The organism is Flavobacterium sp., from assembly GCF_046293665.1.
Lineage (GTDB): Bacteria > Bacteroidota > Bacteroidia > Flavobacteriales > Flavobacteriaceae > Flavobacterium.
Map to the genome: position 1 here is coordinate 1 of NZ_JBKBOL010000012.1, position 23287 is coordinate 23287.

25 protein-coding genes and 4 tRNA genes are annotated in these 23287 nt (G+C 34.9%); 22 read left to right on the forward strand and 7 right to left on the reverse strand.

The genetic code is table 11. The features are described 5' to 3' along the window. The coding region (locus tag ACK4R1_RS13730) for a beta strand repeat-containing protein (RefSeq protein ID WP_409688201.1) at positions 1–2067 on the reverse strand (2067 nt) is incomplete at its 3' end. Between the two features lie 368 nt (positions 2068–2435). On the opposite strand from ACK4R1_RS13730, the gene ACK4R1_RS13735 reads away from it, so the two are divergent. The 22 genes from ACK4R1_RS13735 (at position 2436) to ACK4R1_RS13840 (ending at position 19184) form a co-directional block, all read left to right on the forward strand. After that, positions 2436–2630 carry a hypothetical protein gene (locus tag ACK4R1_RS13735; protein WP_409688204.1) on the forward strand — a complete coding sequence of 65 codons (195 nt, stop codon included), beginning with the start codon at positions 2436–2438 and terminating at the stop codon, positions 2628–2630. Positions 2631–2801: 171 nt separating this feature from the next. After that, positions 2802–3143: a cupin domain-containing protein gene (locus ACK4R1_RS13740; protein WP_409688207.1), complete on the forward strand. Its 342-nt coding sequence runs from the start codon at positions 2802–2804 to the stop codon at positions 3141–3143. Between the two features lie 102 nt (positions 3144–3245). Continuing rightward, entirely contained in the window at positions 3246–3806 is a 561-nt protein-coding gene (locus tag ACK4R1_RS13745; RefSeq protein ID WP_409688210.1) for a helix-turn-helix domain-containing protein, read from the forward strand. 103 nt (positions 3807–3909) lie between these two features. Next, entirely contained in the window at positions 3910–4461 is a 552-nt protein-coding gene (locus ACK4R1_RS13750) for a helix-turn-helix domain-containing protein (protein ID WP_409688542.1), read from the forward strand. 10 nt (positions 4462–4471) lie between these two features. Next, entirely contained in the window at positions 4472–6943 is a 2472-nt protein-coding gene (locus tag ACK4R1_RS13755; RefSeq protein WP_409688213.1) for a PAS domain S-box protein, read from the forward strand. 3 nt (positions 6944–6946) lie between these two features. Then, a complete protein-coding gene (locus ACK4R1_RS13760) occupies positions 6947–7381 on the forward strand; it encodes a response regulator (RefSeq protein ID WP_409688215.1) in 435 nt (144 codons plus the stop codon). A gap of 141 nt (positions 7382–7522) precedes the next feature. Next, positions 7523–7909, forward strand: coding sequence for a hypothetical protein (locus ACK4R1_RS13765; RefSeq protein WP_409688218.1), 387 nt, complete (start codon positions 7523–7525; stop codon positions 7907–7909). A 23-nt stretch (positions 7910–7932) separates the two neighbouring features. Beyond that, on the forward strand, positions 7933–8244 hold the full coding sequence (locus ACK4R1_RS13770; RefSeq protein WP_409688221.1) for a hypothetical protein: 312 nt from the start codon (positions 7933–7935) through the stop codon (positions 8242–8244). Positions 8245–8495: 251 nt separating this feature from the next. Further along, entirely contained in the window at positions 8496–9953 is a 1458-nt protein-coding gene (locus ACK4R1_RS13775; RefSeq protein ID WP_409688224.1) for an OmpA family protein, read from the forward strand. 228 nt (positions 9954–10181) lie between these two features. Beyond that, positions 10182–10502, forward strand: a complete 321-nt coding sequence (locus ACK4R1_RS13780) for a hypothetical protein (protein WP_409688227.1) — start codon at positions 10182–10184, stop codon at positions 10500–10502. Positions 10503–10520: 18 nt separating this feature from the next. Continuing rightward, a complete protein-coding gene (locus ACK4R1_RS13785; protein ID WP_409688230.1) occupies positions 10521–11564 on the forward strand; it encodes a pesticidal protein Cry7Aa in 1044 nt (347 codons plus the stop codon). Continuing rightward, positions 11554–13878, forward strand: coding sequence for a glycosyltransferase (locus ACK4R1_RS13790; protein ID WP_409688233.1), 2325 nt, complete (start codon positions 11554–11556; stop codon positions 13876–13878). The genes ACK4R1_RS13785 and ACK4R1_RS13790 overlap by 11 nt, the downstream gene beginning before the upstream one ends. Before the next feature lie 12 nt (positions 13879–13890). Beyond that, positions 13891–14040 carry a hypothetical protein gene (locus ACK4R1_RS13795; protein WP_409688236.1) on the forward strand — a complete coding sequence of 50 codons (150 nt, stop codon included), beginning with the start codon at positions 13891–13893 and terminating at the stop codon, positions 14038–14040. A gap of 28 nt (positions 14041–14068) precedes the next feature. Continuing rightward, entirely contained in the window at positions 14069–14827 is a 759-nt protein-coding gene (locus ACK4R1_RS13800) for an MlaE family ABC transporter permease (protein ID WP_409688239.1), read from the forward strand. A gap of 2 nt (positions 14828–14829) precedes the next feature. Next, complete coding sequence (locus tag ACK4R1_RS13805; RefSeq protein ID WP_409688242.1) at positions 14830–15567, forward strand: ABC transporter ATP-binding protein; 738 nt, start codon at positions 14830–14832, stop codon at positions 15565–15567. A gap of 16 nt (positions 15568–15583) precedes the next feature. Then, positions 15584–16357 carry an MlaD family protein gene (locus ACK4R1_RS13810; protein WP_409688245.1) on the forward strand — a complete coding sequence of 258 codons (774 nt, stop codon included), beginning with the start codon at positions 15584–15586 and terminating at the stop codon, positions 16355–16357. A gap of 111 nt (positions 16358–16468) precedes the next feature. Then, positions 16469–17239, forward strand: coding sequence for a DUF4382 domain-containing protein (locus ACK4R1_RS13815; protein ID WP_409688248.1), 771 nt, complete (start codon positions 16469–16471; stop codon positions 17237–17239). Positions 17240–17547: 308 nt separating this feature from the next. Continuing rightward, a complete protein-coding gene (locus ACK4R1_RS13820) occupies positions 17548–17916 on the forward strand; it encodes a hypothetical protein (protein ID WP_409688251.1) in 369 nt (122 codons plus the stop codon). Positions 17917–18069: 153 nt separating this feature from the next. Continuing rightward, on the forward strand, positions 18070–18222 hold the full coding sequence (locus tag ACK4R1_RS13825) for a lmo0937 family membrane protein (RefSeq protein ID WP_409688254.1): 153 nt from the start codon (positions 18070–18072) through the stop codon (positions 18220–18222). A gap of 25 nt (positions 18223–18247) precedes the next feature. Continuing rightward, positions 18248–18487 (forward strand): YtxH domain-containing protein, encoded by a 240-nt coding sequence (locus ACK4R1_RS13830; protein WP_409688257.1) that lies wholly within the window; start codon positions 18248–18250, stop codon positions 18485–18487. A gap of 13 nt (positions 18488–18500) precedes the next feature. Next, positions 18501–18860, forward strand: a complete 360-nt coding sequence (locus tag ACK4R1_RS13835) for a hypothetical protein (RefSeq protein WP_409688259.1) — start codon at positions 18501–18503, stop codon at positions 18858–18860. Positions 18861–18878: 18 nt separating this feature from the next. Further along, positions 18879–19184, forward strand: a complete 306-nt coding sequence (locus ACK4R1_RS13840) for a hypothetical protein (protein WP_409688262.1) — start codon at positions 18879–18881, stop codon at positions 19182–19184. Between the two features lie 198 nt (positions 19185–19382). Here the strand turns inward: ACK4R1_RS13840 and ACK4R1_RS13845 are convergent, their stop codons facing one another. The 6 genes from ACK4R1_RS13845 to ACK4R1_RS13870 form a co-directional block, all read right to left on the reverse strand. Then, positions 19383–20480 carry a slipin family protein gene (locus tag ACK4R1_RS13845; RefSeq protein ID WP_409688265.1) on the reverse strand — a complete coding sequence of 366 codons (1098 nt, stop codon included), beginning with the start codon at positions 20478–20480 and terminating at the stop codon, positions 19383–19385. Between the two features lie 354 nt (positions 20481–20834). After that, positions 20835–20899: transfer RNA gene (locus ACK4R1_RS13850), tRNA-OTHER, on the reverse strand. 173 nt (positions 20900–21072) lie between these two features. After that, positions 21073–21858 carry a hypothetical protein gene (locus ACK4R1_RS13855; protein ID WP_409688268.1) on the reverse strand — a complete coding sequence of 262 codons (786 nt, stop codon included), beginning with the start codon at positions 21856–21858 and terminating at the stop codon, positions 21073–21075. 35 nt (positions 21859–21893) lie between these two features. Then, positions 21894–21966: transfer RNA gene (locus tag ACK4R1_RS13860), tRNA-Phe, on the reverse strand. 93 nt (positions 21967–22059) lie between these two features. Next, positions 22060–22145, reverse strand: a tRNA-Tyr gene (locus ACK4R1_RS13865). 244 nt (positions 22146–22389) lie between these two features. Further along, positions 22390–22461: transfer RNA gene (locus ACK4R1_RS13870), tRNA-Asn, on the reverse strand. Positions 22462–23287 lie beyond the last annotated feature (826 nt).

Consider the following 23287-nt stretch of genomic DNA (forward strand, 5'->3'; position numbering starts at 1 on the left):
AGCCGTTACTGTTACACTTCCGGTGCTTCCTGCAAAACAAGATACATTAGTAGTCGTGTTAGTAGACGCTAAAGCCGTTGCCGGTTGCGTGATGGTTACACTTACGTTTGAAGTACATCCATTAGCATCAGTGATAACCGCGGTATAAGTACCAGCAGCTAAATTATTAGCTGTAAATGTAGTACCGCCATTAGACCATAAAATGGTATAAGGAGCCGCTCCACCTGTAGCCGTTACTGTTACACTTCCGGTGCTTCCTGCAAAACAAGATACATTAGTAGTCGTGTTAGTAGACGCTAAAGCCGTTGCCGGTTGCGTGATGGTTACACTTACGTTTGATGTACATCCAGTAGCATCAGTGATAACCGCTGTATAAGTACCAGCAGCTAAATTGTTAGCCGTAAATGTAGTACCGCCATTAGACCATAAAATAGTATAAGGAGCCGTTCCGCCTGTAGCCGTTACTGTTACACTACCCGTAGTTCCTGCAAAACAAGATACGTTGGTAGTCGTGTTAGTAGACGCCAAAGCCGTTGCCGGTTGCGTGATGGTTACACTTACGTTTGAAGTACATCCATTAGCATCAGTGATAACCGCGGTATAAGTACCAGCAGCTAAATTGTTAGCTGTAAATGTAGTACCGCCATTAGACCATAAAATGGTATAAGGAGCCGCTCCACCTGTAGCCGTTACTGTTACACTTCCGGTGCTTCCTGCAAAACAAGAGACATTAGTAGTCGTGTTAGTAGACGCTAAAGCCGTTGCCGGTTGCGTGATGGTTACACTTACGTTTGAAGTACATCCATTAGCATCAGTGATAACCGCGGTATAAGTACCAGCAGCTAAATTATTAGCTGTAAATGTAGTACCGCCATTAGACCATAAAATAGTATAAGGAGCCGCTCCACCTGTAGCCGTTACTGTTACACTTCCGGTGCTTCCTGCAAAACAAGAGACGTTGGTTTGTGTAATAGTCGCTTCTGGAAGACTTATATTTCCAATGGTTACTGAGGTAGTCGTTTGACATCCGTTTGCATCGGTAACCACTGCAGTATAAGTTCCTGTGGCCAAGTTAGTCATTGCAAAATCGGTACTTCCATTAGACCATAAAATAGTGTAAGGTGCAGTTCCTCCTGAAGCAGCAATCGTGGCTGTTCCGGTTGGAACTTGGCACGATGCATCTGTAATGACACTTGTCAAAGACAATGCACTATCTGCTTGAGTAATGATAACCGTAGGATTACTAGAACCCGAATTCTCGTCACTGTCATTAACCAACACGGTATAAGTTCCTGCGGCTAAACCTGTAAAAGTATAAGACGGACTGTCTGTTGTTATAACTAATACATTATTCAGATAATAAGAATATGGTGCTGTTCCTCCTGAAGTTGACAATGTGATTGTTCCGGTATTTTCACCGAAACACAATAGATTGGTCGAAACAATAGTAAAATCAAATCGCTCACAATTTGGACATGTTTCACAGTTTAAAAAGCCGTTATCTATGTTTCCATTATCAAAGTTTTCATTGATAGCGCTTGCCGCAGCATTCACCGCAGAAAATGAATAACCGGTTTCTGTACCTCCAATAATAGCATTAGCCAAGACCAAAAATTCACTGACAGTCATTCCCTGAAAAGGACCGCTGACAATTTCCAAATCCCCTAATAAGATGGTATTGGATGCAAAATTAGCATCATAGGCATCAAAACCTACATTCAATGTTAACGCGACTAACTGGCCGGCCAATACATTTCTATAGGTATGACCCGGATCTACTAAAGCTCCGGCATTCAAAGCCCTGGCAGGAGTGGCTGAAGGTAAAAAATCCGCAACGGCCTGTGAGGACGTTAAGGTAATCGAATTGGTTTCGCTCCCAATTCTAATTCCATCAGGAAAGGCTGCTTCGAAATTTGCGTCTCGATAACAGCCTGGATTGCCACCATGGCATTGGGTTCCCCATCCACCTTGTGTAAAGGTGGTGAAACCCTCACAAACTTGAGCTGAACTTTGAAAAACCCCAAAAAACATGCTTATAAATAAGCAATAAATTAATTTTGTTTTCATAATTAAACATTTAGAATTAACAAAATATTGACTATCAATATTTCTAATTTGCAAGCTCTTTTTCAAAAGAAAACAACGTATTATCGTTTAAATACATCATAAATCCGTTAATCAACATGTTTTTGGAAAACTGGTAATTCAGTTTACATTTTACATGTTTTTAAGAAGATTACTTGACAAAATTATAGGGATAAACTTTTAGAATTATTTTAATATATTTTATAATTCACACATGCCAAAATTCTGAATATCAATTATTTATAAATTTAAAATTCTGTGAATTATACAATTAAAACATTTTTTTATACAATAGTTTATATCTAAAATTGACTCATATTTGCAAGTAAACTGTTTAACAATGTTTAATTATGAACCTTAAAAGAATTTTCGGTGCCATACTTACCTTACTCGGAATAGCCAGTCTTATTTTTGCAGCCCAAATGTTTCTTTTAGCAACCGGAACAGAACGAGACATCAAATCACTAATTATATATGGTGTTTTAGGTTTAATCTTTTTTGTTTCAGGGATCAGTTTGGTAAAAACCACAAAAGACGAATCATAGGTAAACGCTGTATTTATTTGCTTTAGTACTAATACAGATTAAATAAAAAAAATCATTTATCCGATTACTTGATGGTAACCATTTTAAAGAGACTACCTTTAACAGATATTATTTCATAATCAAACTATTTGTGAAATGCTTATTTACCAAATATTTACCTAAACAAAAATCATGGACATCATTGAACTCGAAAAATCGAAATCACATATTATAGTTGAAATTATTCAGTATATACCTAATGCTGTGGTGAGTAAAACCATCATTAGAAAAACAACGGGTAACATTACCGCTTCGTCTTTTGATGCCGGTGAAGAACTTCAAGAAAAAACATCACCTTATGATAATTATATTCAAATTATTGACGGTGCTGCGGAAATTACGATTAAAGACTTAAAACATAGACTTACCTTAGGTGAAGGAATTATCATTCCGGCACATGCCCGACACAGTTTTAACGCTAATGAACAATTTAAAATGATTTCAACCATTATTAAAAGTGGTTATGAAGATTAGAAAATAAGTTTTATTTGAAAGTAAAGCATCATTTTTAGCAAAGCATAACCTCAGTTGATGTACCAGTACAAGAAAAGTACTTTAAAAAAATGACCGTTTAAAATGAAACTATACATTAAATATATGGTCAGTTTGCGTTGCAAAATGCTAGTTAAAACAGAACTGAAGAGTTTAGGCCTGCATTACACTTCCGTAGAGCTTGGTACCGTTGAAATCATGGAGAATATCTCTGATGAAAAACGCGAAAAATTAAGAAAGGTATTATTAGAATCTGGGCTTGAATTAATGGATGACAAAAAAGCCATGCTCATTGAAAAAATAAAAATTGTCATCACTGAAATGATTCATTACAATGAAGAATTACCTAAAGTAAACTACTCTGAATACATAAGCAAAATTATGGGATATGATTACACCTATTTGGCTAATGTCTTCTCCGAAGTAAAAGGAATAACAATCGAACATTATATCATTGCTCATAAAATCGAAAAAGTAAAAGAACTCCTGCTTTACGATGAACTCAATCTTACCGAGATATCCTATCGCATGAACTACAGCAGTGTTTCTCACTTATCCACCCAATTTAAAAAGGTAACCGGACTGACGCCAACCTACTTCAAAAATCTCAAAGACAAAAAGCGAAAATCGCTTGACGATGTGTGAATTATAATATTTAATCCCATCATTATACAACAAAGATTTGTTCTAAAAACAAACCTTTGCCTAACTGTATAAACCACACATTTTGAAACTCTACATAAAATACATGGTCAGCAATCGTTGTAAAATGATGGTAAAAGACGAACTAAAAAAATTAGGGTTACATTTTATCATAGTCGATCTAGGTGTGGTTGAAATCATGGAAAACATTTCGGCTGAAAAAAGAGAACTTTTAAAAGCCAATTTAATGGATTCTGGTTTGGAGCTAATGGATGACAAAAGAGCTATCCTTATCGAAAAAGTGAAAAATGTTATTATAGAAATGATTCATCATGCCGATGAGCCAATCAAAGTAACCTTTTCCGAATATTTGAGCGAAAAACTGAATCAGAATTACACCTATTTAGCCAACCTTTTTTCTGAAGTACAAGGAATGACCATTGAGCAATTTATGATTCTACACAAAGTAGAACGCATCAAAGAATTAATCATTTACGACGAACTCAACATCACCGAAATCGCTTGGAAAATGAATTACAGCAGTGTAGCACATTTATCAACCCAATTTAAAAAAGTAACCGGTTTATCGCCTTCGCATTTCAAATTATTAAAAGACAAAAGACGCCATCCAATTGAAGAATTGGGCGTACAATCATAATACAAAACTCATGAGCCAAACCCAAATATCAGAAAATAAAAATATCACAGACAACAACTTGTTTTCGGATCTGTTTGAAAATAGTCCTATCGGCATGACTTTTATCGATATTGAAACTTCAAAATTTCAATATGTAAATAAATCATTTCTGAAATGCTTTGGCTATACTAAAAGTGAAATTGTGGGCAAAATCTCTACTGAACTAGGCATTATTGATATTGAATTTCAAGAAAAAATGAGCTTACAGTTGAAAAATGAAGAAGATAAAAATAGCCTTGAAATTATTGCTAAAAATAAAAAAGGTGAACCATTTTGGTTTTTAGTATCCACTCAAGCAATGAAATATCATGGAAGTGACTGCTCACTTATTTCATTTATTAATATTACAAAACAGAAGAAAATAACAGCCGAATTAGTCATTGCCAATAAAGAACTGGCTTTTCAGAATGAAGAAAAAGAAAAAAGAGATTTTGAGAACAAAGAACTCGAAGCTTATAATTACTCCTTGAAATTAGCCTCTCATTATTCTTTAAGTTTAATCGAGGCAAGTCGAGACCCATTATTTACCATTAGTCCGGAAGGCAAAATCACCGATACCAATCAAGCTTCAGTTCGAGTAACAGGTGTTTCAAAAGAAAAATTAATTGGTTCTGACTTTTTTAATTATTTTACCGAACCCAAGCAAGCCAAAAAAATATATGAAGAAGTTTTTAAAAAAGGATTCGTAATCGACTATCCTTTGGTAATTACTGATGGCGAATTGGTGGATGTATTGTTCAATGGTTCAGTCTACAAAGACCTAAATGATAATGTAATTGGAGCGGTAGTCGTAGCTCGTGATATTACCGAACAAAAAAAAGCAGAAAAAGAATTAATCGAAGCCAAAACCTTTGCCGAACAAACGTCTTTAATTGCAGAAGAAGCTAAAATGATAGCAGAAACAGCGTATACCGATGCTAATGAAGCTGTAAAATCAAAGCAACAGTTTTTATCCAATATGAGCCACGAAATCCGAACGCCGATGAATGCCATTATTGGGTTTACCAAAGTGGTGCTCAAAACCGAATTAACCGCCAAACAAAAAGAATACTTAACCGCCATAAAAATGAGTGGCGATGCGCTAATTGTACTCATCAACGACATACTTGATTTGGCCAAGGTAGATTCCGGAAAAATGACTTTTGAAAAAACGCCTTTCAAACTGAAATTGTCTATCAAAGCGATGCTGCATTTATTTGAAACCAAAATCCAAGAAAAAAATTTAAAATTAATATCAAATTATGACGCTTCAATTCCGGAAGTTTTAGTGGGAGATCCGGTTCGTTTGCATCAAATTATTTTGAATTTAGTGAGCAATGCCGTCAAATTTACGAAAAGCGGAAAAATAACGGTCAGTGTAAAATTGGTTTCCGAAACTGATCATGATGTCGCCATACAATTTTCAGTTACCGATACTGGGATTGGAATAAGCGATACCAAAACAGAAACCATCTTTGAAAACTTTCAACAAGCCACCAGCGGAACGTCGAGAATATTTGGTGGCACTGGTTTAGGTTTGGCCATAGTAAAACAACTGGTTCAAGCCCAAAATGGAACCATTGATATAAAAAGTATTATCGGAGAAGGCTCTACTTTTAGTTTCGTACTCTATTTTGACAAAACCAACGCTGAGGCGGTTTTAGAACCTGAAATTACCGAAATCGACACCGAGATAAAAGACACTAAAATCTTAGTCGTTGAAGACATGGAACTCAACCAACTGTTGATGAAAACAGTACTTGATGATTTTGGTTTTGAATGTGATATTGCAAGCAATGGTAAAATTGCCATTGAAAAACTGGAAAAAAACACTTATGATATTATTTTAATGGATTTACAAATGCCTGAAATGAATGGTTTTGAAGCCACAGAATACATCCGGGAAAAATTAAAATTAACCCTTCCGATTATAGCTTTAACTGCCGATGTCACAACGGTTGATGTAGCCAAATGCAAAGCCGTCGGAATGAATGACTATATTTCAAAACCGGTAGACGAACGCTTACTGTTTAGTAAACTAATCAGTTTTATCAAAAAGCCAATTGCCATCATTGAAAATGAAATAATGGGAAATAAGCAAGTTCAAACCATCAAATATGTCGATTTGAGTTATTTATCCAAACTTACCAAAGCCAATCCGAAATTAATGACCGAAATGATTAACGTTTACATCCAACAAACGCCACCATTAGTTACCTTAATGAGAAAAAGCTATCAAGACAAAGATTGGACGTTGTTAAAAGCGACCGCGCATAAACTGATTCCTTCTTTTGCCATCATGGGAATCAATACTGAGTTTACCGAGTTTGCACAAAAAATTCAGGAATATACCGAGAAATTAGAACTTTCAATAGAGTTGAATGAACTGGTGGAACAACTGGAAAAAGTGTGCCATCAATCGCTTATCGAATTAGAAAATGAATTACTAAAATTAAAAATTTAAGTTATGAATGCTGAAAATAAAATTAAACTCTTCCTGGTTGATGATGATGCTGTATTTTTAAAATCACTTGAAATACAATTCTTAGAACATGCTGATTTTGAAATAAAAACCTTTTCTACCGGAGAATTATGTATTCAAAACTTAGACAAAAAACCTGATGTTATCGTCTTAGATTATCACCTCGATGGTGTAGTTAAAAATGCCATTAACGGGATGCAAACCTTAGATCAAATCAAGGAAATTAATGGTGGAATTCCGGTAATCATGCTTTCCAGTCAAGATAAAATTGATGTTGCCGTAACTTGTATGCACCACAAAGCTTTTGATTATGTTGTAAAAAGCGAAACGGCTTTTATTCGCATACAAAAAGTAATTTCTACAATATTCAAATACCAAAAAATGGAGAAAGAACTCAGTTGGTATATGGACCGAATGTAAAAAGATCGACTCCATTGACAATGTGTGAATTATAAAAAAGAACACCACAATAATATAACAACCTTACTATCTTTTCTATGCAACTTTGTATTAATAATAGGGTTCACTAATAGGCAAGACGTCTAATTAACACAAAGCAACATGGCAGCTACAAGAAACAAAATAGGCATTTGGATGGATCATTCCATTGCTCATTTGATGGAACATTCTAACAACCCATTTGAAATAAAAACCATTGAATCAGATTTTACCCATCAGGAAAAAATCAACAGTTTACTTAAGGGCCAAGATCACCTTCACAACAAAGAGCAACACTTACAATCTAAGTATTATAAAAAACTGATGACAGTGGTTAAAAAATATAAAGAAGTTATTCTGTTTGGACCAACCGATGCTAAAGAAGAACTCTTCAACGCTATCTCATCTGATAATCGTTTTGAAAACATCAATATCCAAGTCAAACAAACAGATAAAATGAACGCACAACAAAAGCATGACTTTGTCAGGGAGTTTTTTGCCAATAAATAATGCAAACACAAAAGGAAAGGAAAATGAAGAACAAAGTGACCAATCATTTAACAAAGAGTTTAAATTATCAAATTAAAAGAATGGTTGTCAACAAAAGTTACAACAAAAACCTGCTCTTGTGTGAAAAGTCAATTGAAGAACTAAAAAAAATATATTGGTACGAAAGAGAACTTTTGATTGCTATTCCGATGTTAATCACAAACGCAACAACATTCGAATTAGTCGAAATATTAACCGTTCACATGGTCTATTTAAGAAAGCACGTAAAAGAATTAGAAACAAAGTTTCCTTTCATCAATAAATTAGAAGTCCTGAGTGGCACAAATACAAAATAAATAGAATAAAATAACTGCGTCGAATAAATCATTTCGAAAATACTAGTAAGTACAAACGCAGATTAAGATTGTTTTGGTTGGTTTAATAAATGTGAGACCATTTATTGGAGTCCTGTTGCTCATACTTGCAACAGGGCTTTTTTTTTATGCCTTTAAAAATGTGTGAATAACACAAACTATAATAATTTTTGTATAACTCCAAAGCTTAAAATGTACATGACCTTTGACCTAAATAATTAAACAATTATAATATGAAAAAATTACTACTATTATTCTGTATATGCTTAGCATCTACACTAACCACAAAAGCCCAAACTGAAGACAAGAAATGGAACTTCGGACTTCATGGTGGTATGATTCAATATCATGGAGATTTGGGCAGAGATTGGTACAAAACAGACAAAACTGCTTATGGTTTTGCCGGTTTAACGGTATCAAGGTATTTATGGAAATATTTAGATTTAAATTTTCTATATACTCGCGGAACTTTAGGCTACGATAGTAGTGTTACCGGTTTTAAAAGTGATTATAGTTCAGCATCCATTAATTTAAGATTAAATCTTATCGGACCTGAATTTGCCCTTAGACCTTATGTATTTGGTGGTTGGGGTGGTATCCTTTTTGACAGACAATTAAATTTCCACAAAGAAAAAATCGATACTACTTTCCCCGTAGTTGGTGGCGGAATCAATTTCAGATTGTCACCGGTGCTTACACTTAACCTTCAGGAAACTTTCATGTTTACCAATAACGACCGCAGAGATGGTGTTGTTTCCGGTAAAAAAGACGACTTCTTGATGCACATGGCAGGTTTGACTTTCAATTTCGGAGAGAAAAAAGATGTCGATGGAGATGGTGTTTCAGACAATAATGACAAATGTCCGGATACGCCTGTTGGCGTTGCGGTTGACAAAAAGGGTTGTCCACTTGATAAAGATGGAGATGGTGTAGCGGATTATTTAGACTCTTGCCCGGACGTAGCCGGAAATGCACTAATGAATGGTTGCCCAGATAGAGACAATGATGGTGTAACCGATTTACAAGATCGTTGCCCTGATACCAGAGGAACTATTGCCTTGAAAGGTTGTCCTGATGCCGATGGTGATGGTGTTGCCGATTTAGATGATAAATGTCCCAATTCTCCTTCGGGAAGTAAAGTGGATATTAATGGTTGTCCTATGGATGATGATAAAGATGGTGTGATGAATGACGTAGACCGATGTCCAAATGCTTTTGGCCCTGCAAGTTTAAAAGGTTGTCCTGATACCGATGGTGACGGTGTAGCCGATATTGATGACCGTTGTCCAAATACCAGAGGAACTTTTGAAAACAAGGGTTGTCCTGAAATAGCCAAACAAGATGCGGTTAGAATCACTTATATCGGAAGTAAAATTTTCTTTGAAAACGGTAGCGATAAATTAAAAGTAGCTTCGTTGTCTTTGCTTGACGAATTGTCAAAAATTCTAAACAAATACGAAGGTGCTACGCTTTTCATCGATGGCCATACCGACAGCAATGGTTCAGAAGAATTCAATCAAGAACTATCGCAAAAGCGTACCAATTCGGTTAGAACCTATTTAATTGGAAAAGGTATTGCTGATAGTAGAGTGACTGCCACAGGATATGGCGAAACCAAACCTATTGCAGATAACAAAACAACACTAGGTCGTTCAAAAAACAGAAGAGTTGAATTGAGAACATCGTACTAAATTAACCTTATTTGCCCAAACCAATTAAAGGCTGTCCAAACCGGACGGCCTTTTTTAAATCTATTCCAAATGAATTACAAATCATTGAAAGTGTGAATAATGTAATTTATTGACAGATTTGTATAACAACCTTTTACTTAAAAAAAAGGAAATTTATAATTATAAAAAAACCTTTTTCACTAACCAAAATAGAAAAGGGATTTCACTAAACCTTAAAAACAAATTATCATGAAAACAATTTCAAAATTTCAAGTTCTTTTGCTAACCCTTTCAATGGCTACTGTTGTTCCTACATTCGCCAACAACAACCCAAACGAAAAAGCGCCAATTACGAACACTGTGGATGAAAAAGCGAAAGTAGACGCTATGATTAATCGAATAAAAGAAATCAGAGACATGGACAAATCTGATTTATCCAGAGCCGAAAGAAAAGCACTTCGCAAGGAAGTTAAAGACATTAAAGCTACCTTAAAAGCCAGTAATAATGGTGTTTATCTTTCTGTTGGAGCCATCATCATTATCATCTTATTATTGATTTTAATCTTATAAAAAACACCAATACCTACCATGTTAAACATAGTCAAAGAAGGCATTGTTCTTGAAAAAACCAAATTAGGTTTTGAGACAGAAGGCGTACTCAATCCGGCGGTTATCTATTCAGGTGACTATATTCATATGTTTTACAGAGCGGTAGCCAAAGGAAATTATTCTTCTATCGGCTATTGTAAACTGAAAAATCATATGGTAGTCGAAGAGCGCTTTGATGTGCCTGTTTTGTTTCCGCAATGTGATTATGAAAGTCATGGTCTTGAAGATCCTCGCATCGTTAAGATTGACGAGTTGTTCTATTTAACTTATACCGCCTTTGATGGTGTAAATGCATTAGCGGCACTAGCCACTTCAACCGATTTGATTAGTTGGGAAAAGAAAGGGTTAATTGTGCCGCAAATTGCATTTAAAGAATTTTATCGATTGGCTCAAACCAAAGGCGAAATCAATGAAAAATACCTTCGCTATAACGAACACGAAAGTATCAAAGAAAAAAAAGGGAAACCAGTATTTGTTTGGGATAAAAACGTGATTCCATTCCCAAGAAGAATCAACGGGCAATTACACTTTTTACACCGAATCAAACCTGACATTCAAATAGTCGCCGTTGAGGAATTGGAAGATCTTACCGCTGAGTTTTGGCAAAATTATTTTCTCCAATTTAACGACAATGTGATTATGACTTCTAAACACAAACATGAAATCAGTTATCTCGGCGGAGGCTGTCCTCCTATTGAAACCGAACAAGGCTGGCTCATTATTTATCATAGTGTTTATGATACGGTTAAAGGTTATGTGTATTGTGCTTGTGCTGCCTTATTAGATTTAGGGAATCCGCAAAAAGAAATTGGACGACTGCCCTATCCTTTATTCAAACCCGAATATGATTGGGAACTAAAAGGAGAAGTAAATAATGTTTGTTTTCCCACCGGTGCCATTACAGAGAATGATACTTTATACGTTTATTATGGTGCTGCTGATAAAAGAATTGCCTGTGCTTCTATGAGCCTATCCGAACTACTAAAAGAACTAATTTTAAACAGTATTCCCAATGAACAATAAAAGCCTACATACTACAACTTTACCGGGAATCCTATGTATTACCTCCTATCCGCCACGCGAATGCGGTATCGCTACCTATTCACAGGATTTGGTTTGCGCTTTAAAAAACAAATTTGGACAATCGTTCCAAATCAACATTTGCGCTTTAGAATACAAAAAAGAAGAACTATTGTACCCAAGTGAAGTCAAATACATTTTGGAAACAGACAATGAAGCATCTTACGGTGAGACTGCCAAACAAATTAATGAAAACCAAATGATTCAAATGGTTTTGGTTCAACACGAATTTGGATTATTCAGAAACAACGAAGACCATTTTCTGCAATTTTTAAAACAACTCAACAAACCTATAATAATTGCTTTTCATACCGTTTTACCTAAACCAAACGAAAGTTTAAAACAATTGGTAAAAAATATTGAAGCGATAGTACAATCCATAATTGTAATGACCAAAACCTCAGCAAAAATTCTTGTGGAAGATTATGCTATAGAAAACACTCCAATCGAAGTCATTCCGCACGGAACACACTTAGTAGAACATTTAGACAAAGAAACTTTAAAAGAAAAACACAATTTAAGCGGCAGAAAAATATTGTCTACTTTTGGTTTGTTAAGCTCCGGAAAATGTATTGAAACCAGTATCAGTGCTTTGCGAATTATTGTAAAATGCTATCCTGAAGTACTTTTTTTGGTCATCGGAAAAACACATCCCAACGTAGTTAAAGAAGAAGGCGAACGCTATAGAAATTCGCTACAAGAGAAAATTGAAGAAATACATTTGCAAGACAATGTGAAATTTATCAACCAATACTTATCACTTACTCATTTACTCGAATATTTACAGTTGACCGACATCTATCTCTTCACTTCAAAAGACAGAAATCAGGCGGTTAGCGGCACTTTTTCGTATGCCTTGAGTTGTGGTTGCCCCATCATTTCTACACCATTTCCTCATGCCAATGAAGTATTGCAAAATGAAACCGGCATTATAGTCGATTTTGAAAACCCAAAACAATTGGCTCGAAATGTTATTAATTTAATAGAAGACAATGAATTATGCTCCAGAATTTCGGCCAACGGAATCCATAAAATAGCCCCAACCGTTTGGGAAAACTCAGCCATTGCGCATGCTTTGTTATTTGAAAACCAATCAAAAAGCAAACTCACATTAGACTTCAAGATTCCTGACATCAATCTCAAGCATATCAAAAAATTGACTACAGATTATGCTATGATTCAGTTTTCCGAAATCAACCAACCGGATATTGAATCGGGTTATACTTTAGATGACAATGCCAGAGCTTTAGTAGCCATGTGCCAACATTATGAAATTACAAATGAAAAATCTGATTTAGAGTACATTATTCTCTATTTTAACTTCATTAAAGATTGCTTGCATGAAGAGAATTACTTTTTAAACTATGTTGACAAACATAAAAAATTCACCAAACAAAACAATGAAACCAATTTGGCTGATTCTAATGGAAGAGCAATATGGGCTTTAGGTTATTTAATTTCCAACAGTGATATACTGCCCGAAGAATTGATTGACGATGCCAAAAACATAATGAAATTATCACTGTCAAATGTCTTAAATATTCATTCGCCCAGAGCAATGGCTTTTATAATCAAAGGGATATTCTACTGCAATACCAAAAACAACAAAGCATCACACTTATTACTAATCAAACATTTAGCCGACAAATTGGTCCAAATGTACAAGCATGAAGCCAAAGAAAAATGGCAATGGTATGAAAGCTATTTAACCTACGGCAATAGTATTTTACCTGAAGCCATGTTGTGTGCTTACCTAACATTAGGCAACAATATTTATAAAGAAATTGCCATCACTTCGTTTGACTTTTTAATGTCTAAAGTTTTTACAGAAAACGGCATCAAAGTCATTTCTAATAAAGGCTGGATGAACAACAACGAAACAACACGGGAAGAAAAAATCGGTGGCGAGCAACCTATTGATGTGGCTTATACCATTTTGGCTTTGAGCAAATTCTACGATGCTTTTCACGATGATGATGATTTACAGAAAATGAAAATTGCCTTCAATTGGTTTTTAGGTAAAAATCATTTGAACCAAATTGTTTATAATCCTTGTACCGGTGGTTGTTATGATGGTTTGGAAGAAGATTATATCAATCTAAATCAAGGAGCAGAATCTACAGTAAGTTACTTAATGGCACGATTAACCATCGAAAAATATTTTGGTTCACAAAACACAAAGGAAACAGCAACTCACAAAACATCCGAAAACAAATGGCCAAAAACCAATAGACAATCACAATATGTTTCACTCTAAAAATACAAACCGATGACATTCCTTAAGAAGCAAAAACCGGCACCCAAAAAGCCTACGGTAAATAAAAACTCACCTATTGCTGATACCAGTAATAAATCGCCCTACTCTAAACAAAACATTAAAAAGAAATTCAACGAGTTTGGTGACAATGATTCATTATAAATTGTATTCTAACTAGATTTTAAAATTTATGATTAAAGGACTCAAAAATACATTTGAAGATACAGGCAACATCTCTTTGTTTACCCTAAGGTTTTTTAAAGAAGTATTCAAGCCTCCATTTCAAATCAATGAATTTATCCGACAATGTTATGTTGTCGGATACAAGTCGTTGCCTCTTGTTACCATCACTGGGTTTATCATGGGCTTAGTTCTCACAATTCAATCGCGTCCGACAATGGCAAAGTTTGGCGCCGAGTCGTGGTTACCCAGTATGGTTTCACTTTCGCTGATAAGAGAAATTGCTCCGGTAATCACAGCCTTAATTTGTGCCGGAAAAATTGCTTCGGGAATTGGTGCCGAATTGGGCTCGATGAAAGTAACAGAGCAAATAGATGCTATGGAAGTTTCGGCCATCAATCCTTATAAATATTTAGTCGTTACCCGAATTTTAGCAACTACCTTAATGATTCCCATCTTGGTGATTTTTGCCGATTTTGTTGGAATATTTGGCGGTTACATTGGTTATAATATTCATGGCACTATGAGTATGCAACGCTATTTTGTAGGTGTTTTTGAACACTTAGAATTTCTGGATGTGGTTCCGGCAACGATTAAAACCTTTTTCTTCGGTTTCTTTATCGGATTAATTGGTTGTTACAAAGGGTTTAATGCTTCCAGCGGAACAGCCAGTGTTGGTGTTGCAGCCAACTCAGCCGTGGTAACTGCCTCTCTTTCTATTTTCATTATTGATATGTTGGCTGTACAAATAACTGATTTATTCTTTTAACTATGGAAAGCAACACACCAGTTATAGAAATTGATAATTTACACAAAGCCTTTGGTGAAAACGAAGTGCTCAAAGGTGTTACTATCTCGGTAAACAAAAGTGAAGACTTAGTTATATTGGGGCGTTCGGGAACAGGGAAATCGGTAACCATCAAATGTATTGTCGGATTAGAAAAAGCCGATCAAGGTGCTGTGAAAGTCTTTGGCACCGATATAACAACCCTAAACGATACCGAGTTGAATCAAATTAGAACTCGTATAGGTTTTATGTTTCAAAATGGTGCTTTATATGATTCGATGTCAGTGCGACAAAACCTGACTTTTACATTGAAACATCACGAAAAAAATATTTCAAAAGAAGAAATAGAAACCCGAATTACTGAAGCCCTAGACAATGTAGGCTTACTAGAAGCAATAGATAAAATGCCTTCGGAACTTTCCGGCGGTATGCGAAAACGGATTGGTATGGCACGGACTTTAATCATCAAACCGGAAATTATCTTGTATGACGAACCAACCTCGGGATTGGATACTATCACCGCAAGGGAAATTAGTGAATTGATGGTTTCTGTTCAAAAGAAATACAAAACCACTTCTATCATCATTACCCATGATATGGCTTGCGCCAAATTAACCGGGAACCGAATCATGATTCTGAATGAAGGCACCGTCCATGCTGAAGGCACTTATACAGAATTAGAAAAAAGCAAAGATGCATGGGTTAGATCATTTTTTATATAATTTAAAAACAGTAGTTATGATGAAGAAATCAGGATATACATTAAAATTAGGCATGTTTGTCATATTAGGTGTTTTACTTTTTATAATGGCCATTTATTTCATTGGCAAGAACAAAAACTTATTTGGTGAAACCTTCGAACTAAAATCCTACTTCAGTAATGTAAGTGGTTTGAAAGTAGGCAACAATGTTCGATTTTCGGGTATCAATGTTGGTTCAGTAAAATCGATTGAATTTGTCTCAGACACTTCAGTAGTGGTATTAGTGGCCATCAAAGAAGAAGTACACAAATACATCAAAACAGATGCTATGGCCAGCATTGGTTCCGATGGATTGATGGGCGATAAAGTCCTGACCATTTCACCCGGATCAGCCTCGAAAGTGGTGGTAAAAAACAATGGTACAATTGCTTCAACCAAAGCGGTTGAAATGGAAGACATCATGCAAAGCATCAAAGTCAGTGTCGATAATGCTCAAGTAATTACCTATGAATTAGCGGAATTCACCTCTAAAATGAACAATGAAAACAGCATGCTGTCTAAATTGGTAAACGATGACAAAATGGGCAAATCTCTTGATGCCACTTTGGTCAATATGCAAAATGCTTCTAAAGGATTAAATGAGAATATGGAAGCCGCCAAAAGCAACTTTCTGTTAAAAGGTTATTTCAACAAAAAGAAAAAAGCGGAAGAGAAAAAGCTTAAGGAATTGGAAGAAAAAAAGAAAAAAGAGTTAGAGGCTAAGAAGAAAAAAGAACTCGAAGCAAAGAAGCTTTTAGAAGAAAAAAAGTAGCAAAAAATGAAAATTATGAAACATTATCAAAATATTATATAACGTAATGTTAGGGTTAAAACTTGAACTTTGTAATGCTAATAATCTACAATTAACTAAATACTTTTTAAAATGAAAAAGATAATTCTAATAATGGCCATTGTTGTTACTGCTATTTCATTTAATGCTTGTAGCAACGACAGTTCAGGTTCTGGTAGTTATGACTATAAAGTTAGACTAACCGATGCTCCCGGACCTTTTAGTGAAGTAAATATTGATATTCAAGCCGTTGAAGTAAAAGGAAGCAACGGAGAATTGGTTTTACTGAATACCAATGCCGGTATCTACAATCTGTTAGACTTTACTAATGGTAATGACACGCTTATCGCAACAAGTACTTTGAGTGATTCAAGAGTAAGCCAAATCCGATTGATATTAGGACCAAATAATACCGTAGTGTTAGATGGAGTAACTTATCCTTTAAGCACACCAAGTGCGGAGCAATCAGGTTTAAAATTATTGGTAAATCAAGATTTGTATGCCGATATTGACAATAGCATTATATTAGATTTTGATGCCAATGCTTCTATAATTGAAACCGGAAACGGAACTTTTAAATTGAAACCGGTACTAAGACCAGTACTAACAGCTATATCCGGGAATATCATCGGAAGTATAACTCCGGTCGGTGCTCTGGCCATGGTAACCGTTACTTCTTCTACTTCCCTATTGGTTTATACCAGTAATGTGGATGCCGAAGGAAATTTCAAAGTAACTGGCTTACCACCGGGTAACTACACCGTAACCATTACACCGGTATTGCCGTTACTTCCTGTAACACAAACTGATGTTATAGTTACCGCAGGAGTCAATACTAATGTTGGTATTGTAAATTTAGAATAAGTAAAAAATAATTTTTGTTCTTGAATTTTGAAAAGAGGTTGTTCTTTTTAGTAGCTAGTTAAAAAGTCATCAGCAAGAAATATTGTCCTCAAGAATTTGTTATTGCAAAATGATTTTATTTGAGATTAGTCAAACAACTAACATAGTAACAATCTCTTTTCATGTTCAAATCAATTGTCAAAAAAACTGTTTGCCTCAAAAACAAATAACAGTTAAAAGCACCAATAATTTGGTGCTTTTTTTAAAATCAAAAAAATTATGCTCAAAAAGTACTTTTTTATTCATTACCTATTTAAAATTTTACGATTATGAAAAAATTGGGCATCTACATCGACCAATCATCGGCCAATTTAATTGAGCTGACGATTGATATTTTAGAAAAAAAATCTACAAACTCCTTTGAAGAAAAGCAAACTCAAGAAAACGATGAAAAGCATATTGAGTTTAGGGAATCACATCTTCAAAATTATTACTTCAAAAAAATAAGCGAATACATCTTGTATTACAATGAAGTATTGTTGTTTGGCACATCAAATGCCATTACAAAACTTTTTGATATGATTTCTTATGACAATCGATTTTACAATATAAACATCGCCATCAAACCTACAGACAGATTGACTTACCAGCAACAAAATGATTTTGTTTCCGACTTCTTTCTGTTAGAACAATTGTAAATCAGCAGACTTAGCTTAGGTCATTTTCAAAGTAAATTAGTTTTGTGGAACAAGTGTGAATCTTGCAACTCTTACAATGAATTCTGTAAGACATTTGATTTTTAAATGGATTACCTTTATTGTATTAAAAAATTAACTAAAAACTAAAACATCATGAGCAATTTACTTTACACCATAGCCGTTGTACTACTGATATTGTGGGCAATTGGCTTTTTTGCCTATAGTGCCGGAAACATTATACACATTCTATTAGTTATCGCTATCATAGCTGTTATTCTTAGAATAATACAAGGAAGAAGACTTTAAAATACAAACCTTTAAAAAAAACATTATGAGCACAAACAAGTTAATATTAGGAGTTTTAGGAGGCGTTGCCATTGGTGCCCTAGCAGGTATTTTATTAGCACCGGACAAAGGGACTAAAACCAGAAGAAAAATACTAAAAAAAGGAAATGATTATACCCAAGACCTAAAAAACAAATTTGAGGATTTGTATAACAAGACCTCTAAGAAATTTGATGCTGTTATTGATAAAGCCGAAGATTTGGCAACAGATCATTCAGTAAAATAAGCATTAAATACTTATGGAAAACAAGGCAACAACTTTAGAAAATTTATTTGAAAAAGTAGAGCAGTATGGCAAAACTTCATTTGAACTTTACAAACATAAAGCCATTTATGAAATAGCCGCACTTACTTCTACCTTATCGGTTAGATTTATCCTATCTATAGTTGTTGCTTTGGTTTCCTTATTCTTTTCTATTGGCATAGCGCTTTGGTTAGGCGATGTTTTACAAAAAAATTACTATGGTTTCTTTATCGTTGGTTTTGGTTATGTTCTTCTTTGGGTTATTATTTTAATCTTTAGAAAAACTTGGATTAGAACTCCAATAAGCAATATGGTCATTAAGAGCATGTTACAAACCAACAACAAGCTTCCCTAATCTCTCTAAAAAGTAGTCATGAAAACAATTACACAAGAACAACTTTTGATGGAGCATATTGAGCACTTGCAAAAGAAACAAGATTTAGAGTTGCTCGAACTCAAATCACAGGTTCATAATTTAACCCAATCTTTAAATCCGTTAACACTCATCAAATCATTCTTTTCTCCAAGCGATGATGACTCCTCTGATTTTAAAAGTGATTTAATAAATACGGCAGTCGGTATAACTTCAAGGTTTTTAACCCGAAATAATTTTTTAAATCAATTTCAAACACCTATAAAAACAATGCTTAGCAATATCCTGCAAAGGTTTGTTAAATAAATTACAAGAATGAAAAGGTTAGCCCATAATATAAAGCTTACTACAACTAAGGAAAAACAAAGTCCGATAAGACTTGCTTACAGTATTTTGTTTTTAATGTCCTATTTAGTGGTCAGGGGATTTATTGATTGCGGAAACCTGTTTATCATTTCGCCACACCATCAAAAACAATAAAACTCCTCATTGCTGAGGAGTTTTTTATTTAACGAAAATCTCTTTCAATTGACCGATGATGTTACCGCTTCCTGAAATGGTGATTTCACCAATTCTATCTGCAATTTTTTCAACATATTCCATCTCTTTCAACTTCCACAACATTTCGTTTTCTTCCATCAATTTAGCCGTGTTCAACATGCTTCTTACTGTTGCAGTTTCTTCACGTCTCATGATACTGTTGGCTTGTGCTTTCTTCTCAGCTACTAAAACCTGATTCATGATTTCTTTCATATCACCAGGTAAGATGACATCTCTAATACCGGCATCAGAAACACTCAAACCCAAATCTTTAATTTTGGCATCAGAATCTTCCAAGATGCTGTTGGCCATTGCATCTTTTCTTACCAACAATTCATCCAAAGTAAAAGCACCCACAAAGGCTCTTAAAGCCAACTGCATGGTAACATACAATTGTTTCTCAAAGTCTTTGTTGTCTACCAAAGCTTTCATTACATTAACTACTTGGTACTTCACAAAGAAGTTGATACGCAATGCAGCTTTGTCTTTGGTCAACAATTCCTGACCGGAGATTTCCATTTGTTGTTGTCTGATATCAACGTTCTTTACTTCTACGGTAATGGCGTTATTCCAAAAGTAATAAGTACCGGCAGTCAATTCTTTAACAAACAAACCGTTTACATACAACAAACCTTTTTCAAAGTTCAATACGGTAAAACGTCTCACATAGGTTCTCAACTTAATATTTTCTAACAATACCATTGGGATTTGCTCTGTGATGTATACTTTAGATAAGTCTACTCTGGTAAAAGCATTCCAGTTAACACCTTTCCAAAACGCATATCTACCTGCGGTCAAGACTTCTTTAAAGTTGGCGTTTACGAATTGTAAAACCATTTCGTTATCCGCTACCTCGACTACTTCAATCATCTCGGCAAAATCTTTGTTTTGCAACAAGATATTCAATTCTACCGGTGGATAAAAAGCTTGGTTGGTATTGTAGACCAATACATTTTTGTTGCCAAACAACCAATAAACACCTTCTTTCAATACAGTAATCAATTTATCTCTTTCAAATACCAAACCCACTTGGTAGGTATTGATTCTAATTCTTTTCAACATAATTATTTATTTTAATATTCAACATTTTTTAAGTAAGAAAACTATTGGTCTTCATCCTCCAACAATGACGGAAAATAAAGCGTTACCCAATCCTTTGGAAAGGTGATGTACTGTTTTTAGTCCTTAAAATCAGTAGGCGATTTTAAGGGTAATCAAATACAAAAGCCAACCAAAATTTCAAATAACCAACTTTGCTTTCAGGTCTTATTGTGAGTGTAAAATTTGAACACTGATTCATTTTCACCGACAAAGACCAAATCGTCTTCTTTTGTGTCATCATTTTTTTTAGAGTTGATGTTCTCTAACAGCTACATTAAAAGTGTAGTACTCTACCAACTGAGTTACCTCGTCTTGAGGACGAGAGAAGGACTCGAACCTTCGCATTAACTATTGCTCTATCCAACTGAGCTATCTCATTCTGAATTGAGAACGGGAATCGAACCCGCGACACATAGTACTTATGGTGGATAGTTTTTTGGGAAACTACCAAAACCTCCAAATCAAGTTGTATAGTAAAACATAATGCTTCTCAGCAACATTCACCACAATAGTGCTATACAGAAACACCCAACAAGACTTGTTTAGTATCGTTTTAATCAGCAATCCATTGAATAACCGTTTCTAAGTAAGTTTTTCTGACTTCTTCAAATCGGGTAATATTGGGAATGTGATTTACTTCTAATAAATATTTATTACCATCGTTACTTATGATATAATCATTTCCAATCATATCCATCTGTAATACTCTTTTTATATGAATTGTATCTGCTAACAAATCTTGGTCTATTTTCATAAATCCGGCATTGTTAGGATGTATTGATTTTAACCATGTTTCGCCTTCTAGTTTTATCTGCCAAACTTTATCGCCAACGATCATAATACGAACAGCATCGCCTTCAAAAAAGGGTTCTATAGTAGCGGCATAATCGCTTTCCCACTGTCCTAAAAACCGATGTTTATTCTCTCCACAATGCCAATTTCCCCATTTGGCAACAGTATCTTCCAATACTTCAACCTCTGCACCTGCAGCAACAAATCCTCTTGGAGAACTAAACCTGGAATATTTCATCGCTTTAATTAAACAGGGAATTTTTAATCGGCAATCCAACATAGCGCTTGCATTAGGAAAACAAGGTCCACCCCAAATGACCAAACCAGTTATAAAATCAAAATCATTATCATAGATTCCGTAATACACAACTTTATCAACAGGTAGCATTCCTACACCTGACTCTTTCTCCATATACAGCACACCATTCTTAACCACAATTTTTGGAATAGATTGATGCCAAATAATAAGACCTGTATAGCTAGATTTAATGACTTGGTATTCTTCCCATTCAATACCTACTAAAGCTATTCTGTTGTAAGTTGTCATAACATTTCATTTTTTAAATTAAACTTCATTTCTTGTGGAACAGACTCGAGTTGAACGAGTACCTTCGGTGCTTCAGACCGACGTGCATACCACATACACCACTATTCCTTTTTTCGATTTGCCAGCCCCGATAACTATCGGGGGAACCTGAACAACAAGAGTCAAAATCTTGTATGCTAGCCATTACATCACAAATCTCTATGGTGGAAACAGTAAGATTTGCACTTACTCAGTTTTAAACACTTGTTTTACAGACAAGCCCAACTCTCTCACTTTGGCGTGTTTCCTTTAGTCTGGAAAGCAGGACCCAAACCTGTAGCCTTCCCAGTCACTCTCTTTACTGCACACTGCTCACCGAACACTGAACACTAAAAAAGCGGCTCATGCGGGATTACTCACTTCGCTTCTATTGTTTTCAATAGGAGTTCGTGAATGCTAAAGCATTTCGAACCCGCATCTCTCGAGAGACAGTCGAGAATCCCGATAGCTATCGGGACCAATGAGCCTTGTTCCTTTCTACAGAACTTTGTGCGATTCTGGCAGGATTTGAACCTGCAACCCTTGGGTTAACAACCCACCGCTCTACCGTTGAGCTACAAAATCTTTGATATTTTAAAGAGCTTTAACTTGTTAACGCTTCACAAACAGTCATTATAAGACATAAAAAAAGCACCTCGTTAAAGGTGCTTCATATCATCATACAAGATACTATTATCCTATGACTTGCCTATGCACCTGTTTTTTCTTATACCCAAAATCTGCATTCGGGTAAGCCAGTTGTTGCTCATTATCTATAAATACTATATTCATAATACTATCTTTTCTTTGTGTCTCACTATATCGTAAAATTGTTGTTCTCATAATTTCATTTGTTAGATCTGCTTATTGCAGTCTGCTACCTGATGTCTTATTTTCTTCGGCAAAGATAATGTCAAAAAAAACTAACTTCCAAATCTTTTTTAAAATTATTTTACTGATTATCAATTGGTTAGCATCTATTTTAAATCAAAAGAATTCCTGTCCGCCACAAGGAGCAGAGTCTTAAAATTACCAAATGACTGTCTCTCATCGGATTACTTTTCAAGGCTATATTTCAATATTTGGTTTATGCATTAAACATTTATTCAAAACTTTTTTTATTTTTTTTTCTATTTGTTACTTATTGGCACAAAAAAAGCGCCCTTTTTCAAGGACGCTTCTGTTATATTTATCAATTGGAATAACCTAATTATTACTTACCAAACCTAAATACATACCACATCCCGATCGTTTCAAAGGATAAAATCCTTTTAAACTATCATTGATTAGTGCTCTCTGTGAGCGATTGATATGTATAAAGATGTTTTTCATTTCGAGGGCAAATATAAATGTTTTATTTAAAAATCTCATTTATAGTTTTAAAAGTTAAACTATACACACGCTTTTAAAC

Bases quoted from the DNA above. Each gene is read 5' to 3' on its own strand.
- ACK4R1_RS13735 (WP_409688204.1), top strand. From the start codon at position 2,436: ATGAACCTTAAAAGAATTTTCGGTGCCATACTTACCTTACTCGGAATA.
- ACK4R1_RS13740 (WP_409688207.1), top strand. From the start codon at position 2,802: ATGGACATCATTGAACTCGAAAAATCGAAATCACATATTATAGTTGAA.
- ACK4R1_RS13745 (WP_409688210.1), top strand. From the start codon at position 3,246: ATGAAACTATACATTAAATATATGGTCAGTTTGCGTTGCAAAATGCTA.
- ACK4R1_RS13750 (WP_409688542.1), top strand. From the start codon at position 3,910: ATGGTCAGCAATCGTTGTAAAATGATGGTAAAAGACGAACTAAAAAAA.
- ACK4R1_RS13755 (WP_409688213.1), top strand. From the start codon at position 4,472: ATGAGCCAAACCCAAATATCAGAAAATAAAAATATCACAGACAACAAC.
- ACK4R1_RS13760 (WP_409688215.1), top strand. From the start codon at position 6,947: ATGAATGCTGAAAATAAAATTAAACTCTTCCTGGTTGATGATGATGCT.
- ACK4R1_RS13765 (WP_409688218.1), top strand. From the start codon at position 7,523: ATGGCAGCTACAAGAAACAAAATAGGCATTTGGATGGATCATTCCATT.
- ACK4R1_RS13770 (WP_409688221.1), top strand. From the start codon at position 7,933: ATGAAGAACAAAGTGACCAATCATTTAACAAAGAGTTTAAATTATCAA.
- ACK4R1_RS13775 (WP_409688224.1), top strand. From the start codon at position 8,496: ATGAAAAAATTACTACTATTATTCTGTATATGCTTAGCATCTACACTA.
- ACK4R1_RS13780 (WP_409688227.1), top strand. From the start codon at position 10,182: ATGAAAACAATTTCAAAATTTCAAGTTCTTTTGCTAACCCTTTCAATG.
- ACK4R1_RS13785 (WP_409688230.1), top strand. From the start codon at position 10,521: ATGTTAAACATAGTCAAAGAAGGCATTGTTCTTGAAAAAACCAAATTA.
- ACK4R1_RS13790 (WP_409688233.1), top strand. From the start codon at position 11,554: ATGAACAATAAAAGCCTACATACTACAACTTTACCGGGAATCCTATGT.
- ACK4R1_RS13795 (WP_409688236.1), top strand. From the start codon at position 13,891: ATGACATTCCTTAAGAAGCAAAAACCGGCACCCAAAAAGCCTACGGTA.
- ACK4R1_RS13800 (WP_409688239.1), top strand. From the start codon at position 14,069: ATGATTAAAGGACTCAAAAATACATTTGAAGATACAGGCAACATCTCT.
- ACK4R1_RS13805 (WP_409688242.1), top strand. From the start codon at position 14,830: ATGGAAAGCAACACACCAGTTATAGAAATTGATAATTTACACAAAGCC.
- ACK4R1_RS13810 (WP_409688245.1), top strand. From the start codon at position 15,584: ATGATGAAGAAATCAGGATATACATTAAAATTAGGCATGTTTGTCATA.
- ACK4R1_RS13815 (WP_409688248.1), top strand. From the start codon at position 16,469: ATGAAAAAGATAATTCTAATAATGGCCATTGTTGTTACTGCTATTTCA.
- ACK4R1_RS13820 (WP_409688251.1), top strand. From the start codon at position 17,548: ATGAAAAAATTGGGCATCTACATCGACCAATCATCGGCCAATTTAATT.
- ACK4R1_RS13825 (WP_409688254.1), top strand. From the start codon at position 18,070: ATGAGCAATTTACTTTACACCATAGCCGTTGTACTACTGATATTGTGG.
- ACK4R1_RS13830 (WP_409688257.1), top strand. From the start codon at position 18,248: ATGAGCACAAACAAGTTAATATTAGGAGTTTTAGGAGGCGTTGCCATT.
- ACK4R1_RS13835 (WP_409688259.1), top strand. From the start codon at position 18,501: ATGGAAAACAAGGCAACAACTTTAGAAAATTTATTTGAAAAAGTAGAG.
- ACK4R1_RS13840 (WP_409688262.1), top strand. From the start codon at position 18,879: ATGAAAACAATTACACAAGAACAACTTTTGATGGAGCATATTGAGCAC.
- ACK4R1_RS13845 (WP_409688265.1), bottom strand. From the start codon at position 20,480: ATGTTGAAAAGAATTAGAATCAATACCTACCAAGTGGGTTTGGTATTT.
- ACK4R1_RS13855 (WP_409688268.1), bottom strand. From the start codon at position 21,858: ATGACAACTTACAACAGAATAGCTTTAGTAGGTATTGAATGGGAAGAA.